14 protein-coding genes and 1 pseudogene are annotated in these 16,688 nt (G+C 57.8%); 10 read left to right on the top strand and 5 right to left on the bottom strand.

Going from position 1 to position 16,688, the window contains the following annotated elements; all coding sequences use genetic code 11:
• The 5 genes from JNM42_RS04030 to glmS form a co-directional block, all read left to right on the top strand.
• The coding region (locus JNM42_RS04030; RefSeq protein ID WP_294266554.1) for a glutamate synthase-related protein at nucleotides 1-4,051 on the top strand (4,051 nt) is incomplete at its 5' end.
• On the top strand, nucleotides 4,052-5,518 hold the full coding sequence (locus tag JNM42_RS04035) for a glutamate synthase subunit beta (protein WP_294266557.1): 1,467 nt from the start codon (nucleotides 4,052-4,054) through the stop codon (nucleotides 5,516-5,518).
• A 391-nt stretch (nucleotides 5,519-5,909) separates the two neighbouring features.
• Nucleotides 5,910-6,653, top strand: a complete 744-nt coding sequence (locus JNM42_RS04040) for a YEATS-associated helix-containing protein (RefSeq protein WP_294266560.1) — start codon at nucleotides 5,910-5,912, stop codon at nucleotides 6,651-6,653.
• A gap of 30 nt (nucleotides 6,654-6,683) precedes the next feature.
• Nucleotides 6,684-8,051 (top strand): bifunctional UDP-N-acetylglucosamine diphosphorylase/glucosamine-1-phosphate N-acetyltransferase GlmU, encoded by a 1,368-nt coding sequence (gene glmU, locus JNM42_RS04045; protein WP_294266563.1) that lies wholly within the window; start codon nucleotides 6,684-6,686, stop codon nucleotides 8,049-8,051.
• Nucleotides 8,052-8,163: 112 nt separating this feature from the next.
• The gene (gene glmS / locus JNM42_RS04050; protein ID WP_294266566.1) at nucleotides 8,164-9,993 is read left to right on the top strand and encodes a glutamine--fructose-6-phosphate transaminase (isomerizing); all 1,830 of its coding nucleotides are present in this window, start codon (nucleotides 8,164-8,166) and stop codon (nucleotides 9,991-9,993) included.
• 560 nt (nucleotides 9,994-10,553) lie between these two features.
• Here the strand turns inward: glmS and JNM42_RS04055 are convergent.
• The 5 genes from JNM42_RS04055 to JNM42_RS04075 all read right to left on the bottom strand — a co-directional run bounded on the left by JNM42_RS04055 (nucleotide 10,554) and on the right by JNM42_RS04075 (nucleotide 12,943).
• Nucleotides 10,554-10,994 carry a hypothetical protein gene (locus tag JNM42_RS04055; RefSeq protein WP_294266569.1) on the bottom strand — a complete coding sequence of 147 codons (441 nt, stop codon included), beginning with the start codon at nucleotides 10,992-10,994 and terminating at the stop codon, nucleotides 10,554-10,556.
• 122 nt (nucleotides 10,995-11,116) lie between these two features.
• Complete coding sequence (locus JNM42_RS04060) at nucleotides 11,117-11,410, bottom strand: type II toxin-antitoxin system RelE/ParE family toxin (protein WP_294266571.1); 294 nt, start codon at nucleotides 11,408-11,410, stop codon at nucleotides 11,117-11,119.
• Entirely contained in the window at nucleotides 11,407-11,631 is a 225-nt protein-coding gene (locus JNM42_RS04065; protein ID WP_294266572.1) for an addiction module protein, read from the bottom strand. The genes JNM42_RS04060 and JNM42_RS04065 overlap by 4 nt, the downstream gene beginning before the upstream one ends.
• Nucleotides 11,632-12,251: 620 nt before the next feature.
• A complete protein-coding gene (locus JNM42_RS04070) occupies nucleotides 12,252-12,686 on the bottom strand; it encodes a TA system VapC family ribonuclease toxin (RefSeq protein ID WP_294266574.1) in 435 nt (144 codons plus the stop codon).
• Nucleotides 12,683-12,943 carry a DUF6364 family protein gene (locus JNM42_RS04075; protein ID WP_294266577.1) on the bottom strand — a complete coding sequence of 87 codons (261 nt, stop codon included), beginning with the start codon at nucleotides 12,941-12,943 and terminating at the stop codon, nucleotides 12,683-12,685. Before JNM42_RS04075 ends, JNM42_RS04070 begins: the two co-directional genes overlap by 4 nt.
• 369 nt (nucleotides 12,944-13,312) lie before the next feature.
• Between JNM42_RS04075 and JNM42_RS04080 the strand changes: the two are divergent.
• The 5 genes and pseudogenes from JNM42_RS04080 to JNM42_RS04100 form a co-directional block, all read left to right on the top strand.
• Nucleotides 13,313-13,405: pseudogene (locus tag JNM42_RS04080) on the top strand (prepilin-type N-terminal cleavage/methylation domain-containing protein); the annotation flags it as partial.
• A 116-nt stretch (nucleotides 13,406-13,521) separates the two neighbouring features.
• On the top strand, nucleotides 13,522-13,887 hold the full coding sequence (locus JNM42_RS04085; protein WP_294266579.1) for a hypothetical protein: 366 nt from the start codon (nucleotides 13,522-13,524) through the stop codon (nucleotides 13,885-13,887).
• Between the two features lie 47 nt (nucleotides 13,888-13,934).
• Nucleotides 13,935-14,738: an ABC transporter permease subunit gene (locus tag JNM42_RS04090; RefSeq protein ID WP_366504400.1), complete on the top strand. Its 804-nt coding sequence runs from the start codon at nucleotides 13,935-13,937 to the stop codon at nucleotides 14,736-14,738.
• 130 nt (nucleotides 14,739-14,868) lie between these two features.
• Nucleotides 14,869-15,702, top strand: coding sequence for a hypothetical protein (locus JNM42_RS04095; RefSeq protein ID WP_294266585.1), 834 nt, complete (start codon nucleotides 14,869-14,871; stop codon nucleotides 15,700-15,702).
• On the top strand, nucleotides 15,699-16,610 hold the full coding sequence (locus tag JNM42_RS04100; protein WP_294266588.1) for an ABC transporter ATP-binding protein: 912 nt from the start codon (nucleotides 15,699-15,701) through the stop codon (nucleotides 16,608-16,610). The genes JNM42_RS04095 and JNM42_RS04100 overlap by 4 nt, the downstream gene beginning before the upstream one ends.
• Nucleotides 16,611-16,688 lie beyond the last annotated feature (78 nt).

Consider the following 16,688-nt stretch of genomic DNA (forward strand, 5'->3'; position numbering starts at 1 on the left):
CGCCGACCAGGTCGGCGAGTACTACCCCGACCTGCGCGATGCGCGTGCGGTGTCGGCGCTGTCGCTGGTGCATCAGCGCTTCTCGACCAACACCTTCCCGAAGTGGAACCTCGCCCACCCGGTCCGCTACATCGCCCACACCGGCGAGATCAACACCGTCCGCGGCAACTACAACTGGATGCGCGCACGCGAGAAAGGCACCTGGTCGCCGATGCTCGGTGCCGATCTGGAGAAGATCTGGCCGCTGATCTATCCAGGGCAGTCCGATTCGGCCGCATTCGACAACTCGCTCGAGTTGCTGGTGATGGGTGGCTATTCGCTGGCGCACGCGATGATGATGATGATTCCCGAAGCCTGGGAGTCGCACACCCTGATGGATCCCAAGCGCAGCGCTTTCTACAAGTACCACGCGGCGATGATCGAGCCGTGGGACGGTCCGGCGGCCGTGGCGTTCACCGATGGGCGGCAGATCGGCGCAACGCTCGACCGCAACGGCCTGCGCCCGGCGCGCTATCTGGTGACCGACGACGATCTGGTCGTGATGTCCTCGGAATCCGGCGTATTGCCGATTCCCGACGAGAGAATCGTCAAGAAATGGCGATTGCAACCGGGCAAGATGTTCCTGATCGACCTCGACCAGGGACGCATCATCGACGACCTCGAACTGAAGGAGACCCTGTCGCGGCAAAAGCCCTATCAGGACTGGGTAGCGCGCATCAATATCAAACTCGATGGCCTGGAAGCGCCAGCCAATTCCGCTGCGCCGGAATGCCTGGCGTCGCTGCTCGACCGCCAGCAGGCTTTTGGTTTCAGCCAGGAAGATATCAAATTCATTCTCGAACCGCTGGCCAGAACAGGCGAGGAAGCCACCGGCTCGATGGGTAACGACTCTCCGCTGGCTGTGCTGTCGAGCAAGAACAAAACGCTGTTCAACTACTTCCGTCAATTGTTTGCGCAGGTAACCAACCCGCCGATCGACTCGATTCGCGAACAACTGGTCATGTCGCTGGTGTCCTTCATTGGCCCCAAGCCCAACCTGCTTGGCATCAACGAAATCAATCCGCCTTACCGGCTTGAAGTGACACAGCCGGTACTGAGCTTTGCCGACATGGCGCGGTTACGCAACATTGAGCTGTGCACCGATGGCAAGTTCCATTCTGCCGAGCTCGATATCTGTTATCCGCTGGCCTGGGGCAAGCAGGGTGTAGAAGCCCGTCTCGCCTCGTTGTGCGCTGAAGCAGAAGACGCCGTCCATCGAGGCTGTGACATCCTGATCGTCTCCGACCGCAAACTGAACCAGATCAACGTCGCCATCCCGGCGCTGCTCGCGACCTCGGCGGTGCATCAGCATCTGGTTACCCATGGCTTGCGCACCCGGGTAGGCCTTGTCGTAGAAACCGGTTCCGCCCGTGAGACGCATCACTTCGCGGTCCTGGCCGCTTATGGTGCCGAAGCAGTGCATCCCTACCTGGTACTCGAAACCTTGCAGCAACTGGCTGGGAATGACCTGGAAGAGCGTGATAAGGTCGTCAAGCATTTCATCAAGGGAGTCGGCAAAGGGCTGCTCAAGGTCATGTCAAAGATGGGTATCTCGACCTATATGTCCTATACCGGCGCGCAGATCTTCGAGGTCATTGGCTTGCAGAAGAAAATGGTCGACAAGTACTTTACCGGCACCGCGACACAGATTGAGGGGATCGGCGTTTTCGAAGTGATGGAGGAGGCCATTCGGCAGCACAAGCAGGCCTTCAGCGATGATCCGGTGCTGGCCAACATGCTCGATGCCGGTGGAGAGTACGCCTTCCGCATTCGTGGCGAAGAACATATGTGGACGCCGGATGCCATAGCCAAGCTTCAGCATTCAACCCGCACCGGCAAGTATGACAGCTACAAGGAATACGCCACGATCATCAACGACCAGACGAAGCGGCACATGACACTGCGGGGGTTGTTTGAAATCAGGCCGGCAGGTCCGGCGGTCGCGCTTGAAGAAGTTGAGGCAGCCAGCGAGATCGTCAAGCGTTTCGCGACCGGTGCCATGTCGCTCGGCTCGATCTCGACCGAGGCGCACAGCACGCTGGCGATTGCCATGAACCGTATTGGCGGCAAGTCGAACACCGGCGAAGGTGGTGAAGATCCTGCGCGCTTCAAGCGCGTCAAGGCAGGCCAGATGGTGTCCGAGATCATTGGCAAGGGTCGTATCGAACGCGATCTGCAACTCAAGGAAGGTGACAGTCTGCGTTCGGCAATCAAGCAGGTGGCTTCCGGTCGTTTTGGTGTGACCGTCGAGTATCTGGTCAACGCCGATCAGCTCCAGATCAAGATGGCGCAGGGCGCCAAGCCGGGGGAAGGCGGCCAGTTGCCGGGGCACAAGGTTTCCGAATACATTGGTTACCTGCGCCACTCGGTACCGGGCGTCGGTCTTATTTCGCCGCCGCCGCACCATGACATCTATTCGATTGAAGATCTGGCGCAACTCATCCATGACCTGAAAAATGCCAATTCGAAGGCATCGATCAGCGTCAAGCTGGTTTCCGAAATTGGCGTCGGCACGGTAGCTGCCGGCGTGACCAAGGCCAAGGCCGATCATTTGGTGATTGCCGGTCATGACGGCGGAACGGGTGCCAGCCCCCTGTCGTCGATCAAGCACGCCGGGTCCCCTTGGGAACTGGGGCTAGCCGAAACTCAGCAGACGCTGGTTCTCAACCGTCTGCGGGGTCGAGTTCGCGTGCAGGCCGACGGGCAGATGAAGACCGGCCGCGACGTACTGATCGGCGCTTTGCTTGGCGCCGACGAGTTCGGTTTTGCCACCGCGCCGCTTGTGGTCGAGGGCTGCATCATGATGCGCAAGTGCCACCTCAATACCTGTCCGGTAGGTGTGGCGACTCAGGATCCGGCATTGCGCCGCAAGTTCTCCGGCCAGCCCGAGCATGTGGTCAACTATTTCTTTTTCGTCGCCGAAGAGCTGCGCGAACTGATGGCGCAGATGGGGGTGCGCAAGTTCGACGAGTTGATCGGGCGCGCCGACCTGCTCGACATGCGCAAGGGCGTCGAACACTGGAAGGCGCAAGGTCTCGACTGCAGCAGTATTTTCCATTGTCCCGAGAAACTCCCCGGCGAACCGGTTTACCACTGCCAGACGCAGGATCACGGGCTGTCCAAGGCACTCGACAACCAGCTCGTCGAGTTGGCCAGGCCGGCGCTCGAAAAAGGTCAGCAGGTCAGCATCGATCTGCCTATTCGCAATGCCAATCGCACGGTTGGCGCCATGCTTTCCGGTCGCGTTGCCGAGAAATATGGCCATGCCGGTTTGCCTGAAAACACCATCCACATCACGCTCAGGGGTACGGCGGGCCAGAGTTTTGGTGCGTTTCTGGCGCGCGGCGTGACGATTGATCTGGTCGGTGAAGGGAACGACTACGTCGGCAAGGGGCTTTCCGGCGGCCGCATCATTGTTCGGCCCAATGCCGGTTTTCGTGGCGATACGCCCGCCAACATCATCATCGGCAATACGGTACTTTATGGTGCGATCGAGGGCGAAGCCTTCTTTGCCGGTGTGGCCGGTGAACGCTTCGCGGTTCGTAACTCGGGTGCCACGAGCGTTGTTGAAGGCGTGGGCGATCACGGTTGCGAATACATGACGGGTGGAACGGTTGTCGTGCTCGGCATGACCGGGCGCAACTTCGCTGCCGGCATGTCGGGCGGCGTCGCCTACGTTCTTGATGAGGACGGTAGCTTCGCGTCGCGTTGCAACATGGCGCAGGTGGACCTGGAACCGGTCGAGGAAGAAATCGCTGCACGCAAGGGCAGCCAGTCTGGCGACGAACTCGAAAGCCACGGCAAGGTTGATGTTCGACACCTGGGCATGGTCGATGAACTGTTGCTCAAGAGCCTGATCGAGAAGCACGCCCGGTACACGGGCAGTCTGCAGGCACGCAGGATCCTTGATGACTGGGCAGCGTACCGTGCCCGCTTTGTCAAGGTCATGCCACATGAATATCGGCGCGCGCTCACCGAAATCGCCGCGCAAAAGCAACTGGAGGCAGCTTAAATGGGAAAACCGACCGGCTTCATGGAATACAAGCGTCTGTCGGAGGCTTATGAGCCTGCCGAGCGGCGCTTGAAGCATTACCGCGAGTTTATCGTAAGGCTCAGCGATCAGCAGGCGAGCGTCGAGGGCGCTCGCTGCATGGATTGTGGCATACCCTTCTGCAACAATGGCTGCCCGGTTAATAACATCATTCCAGACTGGAACGATCTGGTCTATCGCGGCAACTGGGAGCAGGCCTTGACCGTGCTGCATTCGACCAACAATTTTCCGGATTTTACCGGGCGCATCTGCCCGGCACCGTGCGAAGCGGCGTGCACACTCAACATCAACAATGACCCGGTGGGCATCAAGTCGATCGAACACGCGATAGTTGATAAAGGCTGGGAAATGGGCTGGATCGTGCCGCAGCCGCCGAAAGTCAAGACAGGCAAGAAAATTGCCATCATTGGTTCCGGACCGGCCGGCCTGGCGGCCGCCCAGCAACTGGCGCGGGTCGGTCACGAAGTCACGGTTTTCGAGAAGAATGACCGTCCCGGAGGACTGCTGGCTTACGGTATTCCCGATTTCAAACTCGAAAAGAATCTGGTTGAACGGCGCATCAAGCAGATGGAAGCCGAGGGCGTCAGCTTCAGGACCAGGGTGCTGGTCGGATGCATGGAACTGCCGGCAGACATCATCAACGACGCCAGCGAATTCGTTGCGGCCGAACAGATCAGGAAGGACTTTGATGCCGTGATCCTCGCTGCCGGTTCGGAAGTGCCGCGTGACTTGCCGATTCCGGGGCGCGATCTGAAAGGCACTTACGCAGCGCTCGAGTTTCTTGTTCCACAAAACAAGGAAGTCAGTGGCGGCCCGGCCAATCCGATCAGCGCCAGGGGCAAACATGTAGTGGTTATCGGCGGCGGAGATACCGGTTCCGACTGCGTCGGCACCAGCTATCGCCACGGTGCGGCATCGGTGACCCAGTTCGAATTGATGCCACAACCGCCCGAGCAGGAAAACAAGGCGCTGACCTGGCCCTACTGGCCGCTCAAGCTGCGTACCTCGTCATCGCATCTGGAAGGCGACACGCAGCGCAAGTTTGCCATTGCGACCAAGGAGTTCGTCGGCGAGCAGGGTGAACTCAAGTCGCTGAAGACCGTCGAACTCGAGTGGAAGGACGGCAGGATGAGCGAAATCGCCGGCAGCGAAAAGACCGTCCAGGCTGATCTCGTTCTTCTGGCGATGGGCTTTGTCAATCCGGTGGGCGGTCTGCTTGATGCGTTTGGTGTCGAGAGGGACGCGCGTGGCAATGCCAAGGCGACGACCGACGGCGAAGGCTGTTACGCCACGAATTCCGAAAAGGTCTTCGTTGCCGGCGATACGCGTCGTGGGCAGTCGCTGGTGGTGTGGGCGATCCGCGAAGGTCGCCAGTGCGCCAGAGAAGTTGACGCTTTCCTGATGGGCTCTAGCGAACTGCCGCGTTAATTGCAGCGGATCGCCCTGCGGGCAAGTGTTGGGCGCGGGCTGTAGAGCCCGCTCGCGCGAAGGTCGCCAGTGCGCCTGAGAAGTTGATGCTTTCCTGATGGGCTCTAGCGAACTGCCGCGTTAATTGCAGCGGATCGCCCTGCGGGCAAGTGTTGGGCGCGGGTTGTAGAGCCCGCTCGCGCGAAGGTCGCCAGTGCGCCAGAGAATTTGATGTTTTCCTGATCGGCTCTAGCGAACTGCCGCGTTTATTGCTGCCCTCTGGCTGAAGTCCGCGCTGCTTGCGCCAGCCTTCACCAAAAGCGCATTGGCGCCTGTCGGCGACAATGCGGTTTTCTTTAGCTTCAGGCAAGGCTATGGCATAGTAGCGGCTGCTTTGATCAGGGAGTGGGCGTTGAATCCGGAATTGCAAAAATCCTTGCAGGTGACCTGGCTGCCGACCATGCTCGACAGTTATTTGTTTGTCATTTTGCTGATCATGATCGCTGCCGGGATTCTTGGCGGCGTGGCGAACTATTTTCTGAGCGATCGACAAAAGGATTCCACGCGCAGTGATTGGGCAAAGTATATTGTTCTCGGAGTGATAGCCGCACTGACGGTGCCGCTCTTTCTGAACATGATTTCCAGTAATTTGCTGGAAGCGGCGCGCACGCGTCCGGTCGATTTTTTTGTCTTCGCTGGTTTCTGCCTGATTTATGTGGTGGCTTCCCGCCGCGTTTTGGAGAACGTGGCCAGCAGGTTTTCATATCAGATGGATCAGATGAAGCGTGAACTGCTACAGATCAAACAGCAGCATCAGGAGGGTCCGCCCCCGGCACCGCGCGACGAATCCTTGTCGGGGCTCGAAGCGCCGCCAGTCATTGCTCCCCGAACGGAATCCGTCAAGGAATCACTGTCCTACAACGACATCGAAATTCTGCGTGCGCTGGCCGAGGAGAGCTACGTTTACGGCAATCTCGTCGGGCTGACAGACAAGACCGGTCTGGCGCGTGAACTGGTCAGCGCACGGCTGACTGTCCTCAAGAACCTTGGCATCATCGAGACACGCATCAATGAAAAGAATATCCTGCACTGGTTTGTTTCAACAAGGGGCAAGCAGATTCTGGGCGACATCCTCTCCGGACTGGAAGATCGCTAGATTTTCAGTCCGTTTTACCGGGTACATAAAATGAATATCGTCATCCTCGCGGCAGGGCAGGGCAAGCGCATGCATTCCAATCTGCCCAAAGTGCTGCATCCACTGGCCGGCAAGCCGCTGCTTGCGCACGTCATCGATAGCGCGCGCCGTCTGTCCCCACAAACCCTTTGTCTGGTCTATGGTCACGGCGGTGATGCTGTCCGTGCCACACTGGATGCGCCTGATCTGGCCTGGGCCTTGCAGGAGCCGCAACTGGGCACCGGGCATGCCGTGCAACAGGCGCTACCTTACTTGAAGGGCGATGGAACGACGCTGATCCTCTACGGCGACGTACCACTGATCAGGGCTGAAACACTGGAGCGACTGGTACACGCCGCGCAGGATGCGCTGGCCATTCTCACCGTTGAGTTGTCCGATCCGGGCGGCTACGGGCGCATCGTGCGCAACGACGCCGGTCAGGTGATCCGTATTGTCGAGCAGAAGGACTCGACGCCCGAGGAGCGCCGCATTCGTGAAATCAATACCGGTATCATGGCCATGCCGAGCACCCGTCTCGGTGAGTGGCTTGCCCGTTTGTCCAACAATAATGCGCAAAAAGAGTACTACCTGACCGACATCGTCGGCATGGCCGTTGCGGCGGGATTGCCGATCCGCACAGCCAACCCGAAAAACGAGTGGGAAGTGCTCGGCGTGAACAGCAAGGTACAGCTTGCCGAACTGGAGCGCATTTCGCAACGCTGCACCGCCGAGCAGTTGATGGAGCAGGGCGTGCGCCTGGCCGATCCGGCACGCCTTGATGTGCGCGGTGAACTGCTTTGCGGGCGCGACGTGTTCATCGACGTCAACTGTGTTTTCGAGGGCAAGGTCGAACTCGACGAAGCGGTTGAGGTCGGCCCCAACTGCGTGCTGAAGAATGCCCGCATCGGGGCCGGAACGCGTCTGGCCGCTTTCACGCATGTCGAGGAAGCCGTGGTCGGGCCGGATGGCAGGATTGGCCCCTTTGCGCGTTTGCGTCCCGGCGCCGAACTGGCGGAGGATGTGCATATCGGCAACTTCGTCGAGATCAAGAAAAGCACGATCGCAGCTCACTCGAAGGTCAATCATTTGGCCTACATCGGCGATGCCACCATTGGCACCCGGGTGAATGTCGGCGCCGGAACGATTACCTGCAACTACGATGGGGCCAACAAGTTCCAGACCATCATCGAGGACGACGCCTTCATCGGCTCGGATACCCAGTTGGTGGCACCGGTCACCGTTGGCCGCGGCGCTACGCTGGGTGCGGGTACTACGCTGACCAGGGATGCGCCGCCTGACTCGCTGACCGTATCGCGCGCCAAACAAGCCTCCATTAGCGGCTGGACGCGGCCGTTGAAGGCGGTGAAAAGTAAAGAGTGAGGAGTCGGGAGAAAAACCGAAAGCTTGCCCGGCCATTCTCCCAACTCCCAACTCCCAGCTCAAAGTTCCCAACTCCCAACTCCCAACTCCCAACTCCTGACAGGTTTTAATCATGTGTGGAATTGTTGCTGCGGTCGCTGACCGCAATATTGTTTCCGTCCTTCTTGAAGGTCTGCGCAAGCTTGAATATCGAGGCTATGATTCGGCCGGCCTGGCCTTGATCAATGCGTCCGGCGTGCAGCGCTTGCGTGCGGTCGGTCGGGTGGCTGAACTCACGGCTCAAGTCGAGGATACCGGCGCTGCCGGCAATACCGGAATTGCTCACACGCGCTGGGCAACGCACGGTGTGCCCTCGGAGCGCAATGCCCATCCGCATATCTCCGGTGGCCTCGCCGTGGTGCACAACGGTATCATCGAAAATCACGAAGCCTTGCGCGCACTTCTTGAGGCCGATGGGTATACCTTCACTTCGGACACCGACACCGAAGTCATTGCCCACCTGATTGCTCGTGAGCTGAAAACAGGGGGGGACTTCTTCGCGGCCGTACGCGCCTCGATCGCCCGCTTGCAGGGCGCCTACGCCATTGCCGTGCTGCGCGAAGCCGACCCGAGCCGCGTGATCGTCGCCCGTGAAGGCTCGCCATTGCTGCTGGGGCTGGCGGATGACGGCAATTATGCAGCGTCTGATGCGTCCGCCCTGCTGCAGGTGACGCGGCGCATCGTTTATCTGGAAAACGGCGATTGCGCCGAATTGATGCGCGGTAGTTATCGCATCACGCGGGTTGATGGCACGCCGGTCGAACGTTTGGAGACCGAGTCGCATCTTTCCGCCGATGCCGTCGAACTCGGCAAGTATCGTCACTACATGCAGAAGGAAATCTTCGAGCAGCCGGTCGCACTGTCCAATACGCTCGAAATGCTCGGCGCAGCGCGCAGCATTCAACCCGGGCTGTTTGGCGCCAACACCGAGGAAGTCCTCAATGATGTCCGCCAGGTGTTGATCATCGCCTGCGGCACCAGTTATCACGCCGGACTGGTTGCACGTTACTGGCTCGAAGCAATTGCCGGGATTCCGTGCAACGTTGAAGTGGCCAGCGAATACCGTTACCGCGAATCCGTCCCCGATCCGCAGACGCTGGTTGTCACCCTTTCACAGTCGGGCGAAACGGCCGACACACTGGCCGCGCTGCACCACGCCAAGTCAATGGGCATGAAGCATACCCTGTGCATCTGCAACGTACCCGAGTCCTCGCTGGTACGCGAAAACGCGCTGCGCTTCATCACCCGTGCCGGCCCCGAGATTGGTGTCGCCTCGACCAAAGCGTTCACCACGCAGCTTGCCGCGCTCTACCTGTTGACATTGATTTTTGCCAAATTGCGCGGGCGACTTTCAGAGCAGGTCGAAGCTGCCGAACTGCAAGCCTTGCGTCACTTGCCGATCGCGGTGTCCAAGGTGCTTGAGCTCGAACCGCAGATCCGCGCATGGTCCGGACACTTTGCGATGAAACAGGATGCACTGTTTCTCGGGCGCGGCCGGCACTACCCGATCGCTCTTGAAGGCGCACTCAAGCTCAAGGAGATTACCTACATCCATGCCGAGGCCTATCCGGCCGGCGAACTGAAGCACGGGCCACTGGCGCTGGTCGACAAGGACATGCCGGTAATCGCCGTTGCGCCGAATGACGCACTTCTGGAAAAGCTGAAATCCAACCTGCAGGAGGTTCGTGCGCGCGGCGGCGAGCTCTACGTGTTTGCCGATGCCGACAGCGAAATGCTCGCTTCAGATGGGGTGCATGTCATGCTCCTGCCCGAACACTACGGTCAGCTTTCCGCGCTGCTGCACGTCGTCCCCTTGCAGTTGCTGGCCTATCACGTTGCGCTGGTGCGAGGTACCGATGTCGACAAGCCGCGCAATCTGGCCAAGTCAGTGACGGTGGAGTGAATTTAAAAACTGTACTGTTTACGTGTTCCGACCAATTAAAGTCGAAAACTCGCCATTAAAGTCGAAAACTCACAATTAAAGTCAAAAACTCTGAAGGTGCAAGCAAACCCCATCGCTGAACCTGATAAAGCTATCGGAATAGGTATGTAAAGGAGGCGCACGAGCGGCGGCTATCGGCCGACGAATTTGTTGAGTTCAATTTCGGCTCACGACCCAATCCAACCGGTTGAGGCTCTCGGGTCGGGCTAAATGTCCGGAATGCAGCGTAACCAGCCAGTCGGCAACGTCCCACCACCGTCAACTACTCGGCCTGAACGGCCATTGAGGACAGGCTCCTTGAGCGTCAGCTGCACTTCGCATTGCAGTCGTTTATCCTGGCCCGCCAAAAAAACTGGGCCGACGAGTCCTGGCGACTGCTTACCGAAAAACGCTACTCACCCTATCGACACCAGTCAGTGGGGGTTTTGAAGAGCGGCCATTCGTAGGGAGTGCTAACCGGCCATTCGCGGCTTTATTGCGCAGCGTCCAGCGCTGAAAGGAGCGATGGGTTGAGCGCCAGATTAGCGGGCATGCTTGATTCCAAACAGAATTTCAAGTATCCGCTTATGCGCAGGCCCAGGTAATTGCGGATGAAGTTGAGTCCAACGCCTTTCGTCAAATTTCTCAATCGCGTTGACTACCCGATCTGAATCACTTACTTGCGGTTTCTCTCCAAGAAACCTCTCGACCCGATTGGCTACAAGGCGAAAACTATCGTTGATTTGCTCTTGATCAAGTGCGCCTTCGATATCAACTTTTATGCGCATATTATCGATTCGAACGATCTGCTTAGGTTTTCTGTTTTCTAAAGTGTAGATGACGGTCGCGACGTTGATTGTGCATCCAGAAAACCGATTCAACGAGGGTTTGTGTTTCTGATAGAAGTCGTTAAATGATCGCTGCGAGATCTGAATGATCGAGTTGTCGTTACTCACAACGAAAAAGCGGTAGCCAAGATTCATAGGGCGGATCCGATGCTTTCCAATCGTGGAGGTGAGGCGCGGTGCGCGGCTTTATCGCGCAGCATCTCCTCGACCGTAGGGTTGGGCGTCGTCACGCAAGTTGCTTCAGAAAGGCTTCGTTGCTAGAGACGACCCTGCCAATAGCGTGGCTCGCGACTTTGATGCGAAACAGCATATACCCGTGGCCCAAAATCGTTTTCTCGGTACACCAATGAGTAGGGGAATCGGTGAAACGGATAAACGCGCAAGCCCTCAAGTGCCGGGGTGCCAAGCTTCTGATTTAGTTCCAGCAAAGCGACGACTCGCTCGAACTCGGTCACAAACGCACTTGCAATGATATTGCTCGCGTGCTCCGCGTAGTACAGCGCCGCTTCGGTGAACTCGATCTCCGCCTCAGGATGCAGCAAGTAGCTCATGCAAGGCGCGCACGGACGCGGGCAACGGCTTCTTGTCCAGGCACAAGGACAACTTTTCCTGCGTGGACTTCAGCTTCTCGCCTAAGTGCTTCTGACACCCAAGCATCTTGAATCTTTGAACTGGGTTCAAAGCTTTCAATCAACCGCTCAAGAAGATGGGCGCGCTCAGCGGGACCTAAACTCAAGACTTCAACTTCTAGGTCATAAATATGGGTTGACATGTGAGCATCCTATGTTTGTAAAGTTGATAGCATGACACAACCGCTGGAGCGCTTGTTGTATGACTGCGCAGTCCCCGATTTGAGGCGCCCAACGTAGAAGCAACCGGCGCTGCGTGGCTTCATCCCGCAGCGTCCGATGGAATGATGGGTTTCCTCACTATGAAACTCTGATCCCACATCCCCATTGAATCTGTCTGCACACGATTACAGGAAAAAATTTGCACTATCAGGTTTGACAAGGACGCAGTAATGAGTTTTCGACTATTTTTGGTTGAAAATTCGTTGTGGAGTTCATTTGAGTCTTTGAGTTTTCGACTCTGGTAATCGCAAGTCCGAAATCCTCAAGTCGGAATGCCCCATCAATGCTCAGTGTAAGTTTTCGACAGTAATTGGTCGGAACAAGGCTGGTGCAGGGCGATGAGCCTTTGATTGGTGCTGTTCCGATGGAGATGATGGACCTGGTAGTGCATCCTGCATCGCAAACCTTGAGCGTTAATCCGGCCAGCCTCTTTGTTACTGTGGCTCTGGCCAAGAAGCCGTAGCACATTTTTCAAGCTGAGCGAACCTAACGGGTATGGATTGAGCGCCACCTCGAATAATGAAATCGGCTGGCCTGCCCGTCAGGCCTTTAGTACGGTCACCCTGCTCGGTTTCAGCAACTTGCGAAAGCCCTTGTCAAAGGTTACCAGGTGCAGGTGGTAACTTTGCGCGGCGGCAGCAATCCAGGCATCCGGTATCGCATTCCCGGTCAGCCTGTGGTGGGCGCATAACAGCTCAAAAGCTGCCCACTCCTTGCCCAGGGAAAGAAGGGAGACGCCTGGAGAATCGAGTATGGCGCGCAAATAGGCCAGGGCGGCATCGATCGGCGTGGGTTCGATGAACACTTTCGGATGCGTCACCAGGCGTAAAAGTCCCGAGGCGACCATGGGCAGTATGACCAATGATCGTCCCTTGGCGCAAAGGGCAAGAGCCTCATCCAGCCAGGCCATTGCCGGTTCATGGTGTGGGTGATCTTGCCGGGAAGCGGCCACCAGAACATTTACATCGGGAGTCACCGGCGGCCGTCCATTTCATCTGCTGCGTCGAGCAAGGCGCGCTGGCTCAATGTGTTGTGTATTGTCGCCTGCAGTCCGCCACGACCGGCATAGATGGGTAAAGTCCGACGCATCTCACTGGTGGTGGCCGTTTGTCCGGCATGCAGACGCAAGGAAAGGCTTTCCTCGATCAAGCGGGTCAGGCTGGTGTGTTCGTTGGCCGCAAACGACTTGGCCTGCATCAGCAAAGAATCATCGATATCCAGTGTTGTTCTCATGGCAAACTCCTTATAGTAATGCAGAATTCTGCATAATTTATCCTGGTATATGAGCTAAGTCAAGCTTTATCAAGCAACGGTAAGCCTGGGTTCAGCAATCGTTTCTGGACAGCAGGCCTTCCGATGGCTTCCTCAGAAAACGTCGTTCGGAAATCGAAGGCGTCTTCGGCCATTCAGGCAACACGCCAAGCCACCGATTGTCGCGCAATGTGACAATTTGCGTCAGGGGGTGCCGCCGATGGTTAGTCTTTTGACATCTTGTGGGCACTTTAAGCCCATAATTTCGGGGTTTTACACCTGGCACGGAAATTGATTGTAGTTGTCCCAACGGGTCATCCGTTGCAAACACACTGGAAGGAGTTCAAAACCATGAAAAAGCTACAAAAGGGGTTCACCCTGATCGAACTGATGATCGTCGTAGCGATCATCGGCATCCTGGCCGCCATCGCCATTCCGCAGTTCACCGAGTACACCAAGAAGGGTGAAGACAAGGCAGCGCAGTCCGATGCCAAGAACTTGTTGACCGCCGCTGTTGCTAATTCAACGCCTTAATTTTCAGTCTGATCAAGGAGATTCTCATGAAAAAGATTTTTGTATTGTTGATTGGTCTGGCTGCCGCTGGCCAGGTTTTTGCTCAGGCCGTAACGAATGCAGTAGTCTGTGCTGGTCCGGCTAGTGCAGGAAATGGAAACTTGGTTCCTGGAGGTACTTCCTTCGTAAGAACCGACATTCTGCCCAAGTGTTCGGCGAATGTTTTCATGAATTACAGCCAGACCGACAATGGTTTCGCAGTTGCCGCAAATTCAAGAAAAGGTAAGTATATCTTTACTGGTAACACTGGCGGTGGCGCTGTTGGACCCAATGGTGGTGTCTGTGCTGCATCCCAGTGCGATGCAGCACAGCTTGCTACTCCGTTGGCTACTGCATTGGCAGCAGCAACGTAACCTCCTTTTTTAACAGGCACAAGCGCGCTTCGGCGCGCTTCTTTTTTATGTGGCAATTCTCTCTTTCGGCGTGGCGTTCGGGCTTCAGAAGCCGTAGCGTGCTCGCCATTTTGGTTCTTGGTGTGTTGCTGGTTGGCGTTGCCTTTCTCTCGGCGTCGTTCTCACCGCGTCAACCTAGAACCGTCGCGCTCGACGTCGGCCTGTCGGGAATGCGTTTCAGCCTCGTCCTGTTTGCCCTGTTCTGGGTACAGGAACTGGTCGGCCGCGAGGTCGAGCGGCGCACCGTCATGTACGCGCTGAGCTACCCGGTCTCGCGTGCGGCGTACATTCTCGGTCGCTATCTTGGCATTCTCGGGCTGCTCGCGCTGGCCGCGCTACTGCTCGGCCTGCTGGTCTGGCTGACTACGTTATCTGTTGGCGGCCCCTACGAGCAAGGCTTCAGCCTCGGGCTTGGCTGGCCCTTCTGGATAACGGTTTTTGGAGTCTGGGTCGATGCTGCGTTGGTGGCGGCTTTCGCGCTGTGGATCGCTTCGTTGTCGACTGTGCCGATGCTGCCGGTGGCGGTGGGTGTCGCCTTTGCCGTAGCCGGGAAAAGCCTCGGAGCGGTCATCCAGTATCTCGGTAGTGGTGCTGACGGTGATCCCGAGTTTGTCGCACGCTATAATCCGCTGATCGAAACCGTGCAGTGGGTGTTGCCCGATCTGTCGCGGCTGGACTGGCGGGTGTGGCCGATGTACGAGCTTTTCCCCGGTTTTCCAACGATCGTTCTGGGCCTGCTGATGGCTGCTGGCTACGCTTTAGTAATGCTGGCCCTGGCGGTAATGACCTTTTCGCGTCGCGAGTTTTCATAGGGAGGCGCCGACTAAATGAAGAATCGTCATTCCGCCGAAAGTCGGAATCTGACCGCAGGGAATGCAGAGCCAGAAAACTCAAGGTACTGGACACCAGCTTTTGCCGGTGTGACCGATTAAATCTGCCCGGATGATGCGTCGTTCTGGCCTTGTTCGGTGGCTCCTGCTCCTGCTTGGCGCGCTGATCTTTGTCGGCGCCAGCGTTTCGTTGCGCCAGCAAAAGCGCATCAATGCTTCTCCGGAAATCCAGGTGGCGCTGCCTCTCTTCGTGCAGGTCTTCATGGCCGGCGGCGATCGTTTTCTGGCGGCCAATCTGGGGGCGATCCGGGCGTTGATTACCGAAACCGTGAAAATGCATCCCGATGAGTACAAAATCCTCGGCAAGGTCCAAGTCGACGCATCGTGGCTCAATCCGGCACATGAAGACAACTACTACATCGCTTCGGCCATCCTGCCCTGGAGCGGACAGCTCGATTCGGCGCAGACCGTGCTGCGTCGAGCCAGTCTGGCGCGACCGTTTGACTATCAGCCGGCGTTCTACTACGCCTTCAATCTCGTGCATTTCAAGGGCGATGTAACGGGTGCCGCCGAATGGTTGCGCTCTGCGGCGGCCAAGTTGCCGGACGATGACGAACGTCTGACCATGGAAAACTTAGCGGCACGCTGGCTCGACAAGGCCGATGATCTTGGTCTGGCGATTACCGTGGTCGAGTCGATGGCCAAACAGGCGAAACGTAAGGATTTCCGCAATTACCTGTTGCAACGCGCGCAGCGTCTGCGCGATTTACTGGCGCTACGGCAGGCGGCCGAAGCCTTCCGGCAACAAACCGGGCAGCCGGCGCAGACACTCGAACAGCTCGTCAGCGCCGGACTGATGACCAAAATTCCGGTCGACCCCTTCGGGATCGGCTATGCTCTCGATGCCGGGGGGGTTCCCATTTTTAGCAGCGCGAAAAAGCGATGAATCCTGCGATCCAAATTGAAAACCTGTGCAAAACCTATCCCCGCTCTTGGGGAAGTGCGCCGACGCCGGCCGTTAGTGACGTTTCGCTCTCCATCAGCGAGGGCGAGACCTTCGGCTTCATCGGCCCGAATGGCGCGGGGAAAAGTACGACGATCAAGATACTGACCGGCGTCCTGCGCGCCAGCAGCGGTCGCGCCGAGCTGTTCGGCCGCGATGTCGCGCTGCCCGCTGCGCGCACCGGCCTCGGCTATGTTCCCGAAAATCCGAGTGTCTATGATTTCCTGACGCCGCTGGAAATCCTCAGGATGGGAATGCACCTGCACCGGACGCGAGTCGATGACGAAACGCGTCATTGCCTGGGCTGGCTCGATCGCTTTGGCCTGGCGCATGTGGCCAACAAGACGGTGCGCTCCTTCTCCAAGGGAATGACGCAGCGCGTGGCGCTGGCGCATGCACTGGCCATCAAGCCGCGCCTGCTGATTCTCGATGAGCCGTTGTCGGGTCTCGATCCGGTCGGGCGCAAGGATGTCGTCGATATTCTCGACGAGTTCCGGCGTGGTGGCGGCACGCTGTTCTTTTCCTCGCACGTGCTGCACGATGTCGAGGCGATTGCCGACCGCTTCGGCCTGATTCATCGCGGCAAACTGCTGACCATCCGTTCGCCGCAGGAGATTGTTGCCGACCAGGCGGATCGCTACGTCGTTCGCTATCGCGCCAGCGCGCCGGTCGTGGCCAGCGAAGAACTGCGTTCCGGCGTCTATGTGCTCGAAGCCGGTGCGGCCGATCTGGCGGCAGTCATCGCCAGCGTGCAAGCGAGTGGCGGAACGGTGCAGGACGTGCATCCAAAGGTTTCGCTGGAAACCGTTTTCTTCAGGACCATTGCGGCGTCGCCGGATGGCGATGCGTGAACGCTCCAGTGCGTGACTGGCAGAAGCTACAGAGCATTCTGCTGCTGCTCCTGGTTTTAACGTTCTGCCTGTATTTGC

Source organism: Propionivibrio sp. (genome assembly GCF_016790145.1).
Taxonomy (GTDB): Bacteria; Pseudomonadota; Gammaproteobacteria; order Burkholderiales; family Rhodocyclaceae; genus Propionivibrio.

What these genes read in the sequence shown, in the direction of transcription:
- JNM42_RS04035 (WP_294266557.1), top strand. Translation starts at nt 4,052, where the DNA reads ATGGGAAAACCGACCGGCTTCATGGAATACAAGCGTCTGTCGGAGGCT.
- glmU (WP_294266563.1), top strand. Translation starts at nt 6,684, where the DNA reads ATGAATATCGTCATCCTCGCGGCAGGGCAGGGCAAGCGCATGCATTCC.
- glmS (WP_294266566.1), top strand. Translation starts at nt 8,164, where the DNA reads ATGTGTGGAATTGTTGCTGCGGTCGCTGACCGCAATATTGTTTCCGTC.
- JNM42_RS04055 (WP_294266569.1), bottom strand. Translation starts at nt 10,994, where the DNA reads ATGAATCTTGGCTACCGCTTTTTCGTTGTGAGTAACGACAACTCGATC.
- JNM42_RS04060 (WP_294266571.1), bottom strand. Translation starts at nt 11,410, where the DNA reads ATGAGCTACTTGCTGCATCCTGAGGCGGAGATCGAGTTCACCGAAGCG.
- JNM42_RS04065 (WP_294266572.1), bottom strand. Translation starts at nt 11,631, where the DNA reads ATGTCAACCCATATTTATGACCTAGAAGTTGAAGTCTTGAGTTTAGGT.
- JNM42_RS04075 (WP_294266577.1), bottom strand. Translation starts at nt 12,943, where the DNA reads ATGAGAACAACACTGGATATCGATGATTCTTTGCTGATGCAGGCCAAG.
- JNM42_RS04085 (WP_294266579.1), top strand. Translation starts at nt 13,522, where the DNA reads ATGAAAAAGATTTTTGTATTGTTGATTGGTCTGGCTGCCGCTGGCCAG.
- JNM42_RS04090 (WP_366504400.1), top strand. Translation starts at nt 13,935, where the DNA reads ATGTGGCAATTCTCTCTTTCGGCGTGGCGTTCGGGCTTCAGAAGCCGT.
- JNM42_RS04095 (WP_294266585.1), top strand. Translation starts at nt 14,869, where the DNA reads ATGATGCGTCGTTCTGGCCTTGTTCGGTGGCTCCTGCTCCTGCTTGGC.
- JNM42_RS04100 (WP_294266588.1), top strand. Translation starts at nt 15,699, where the DNA reads ATGAATCCTGCGATCCAAATTGAAAACCTGTGCAAAACCTATCCCCGC.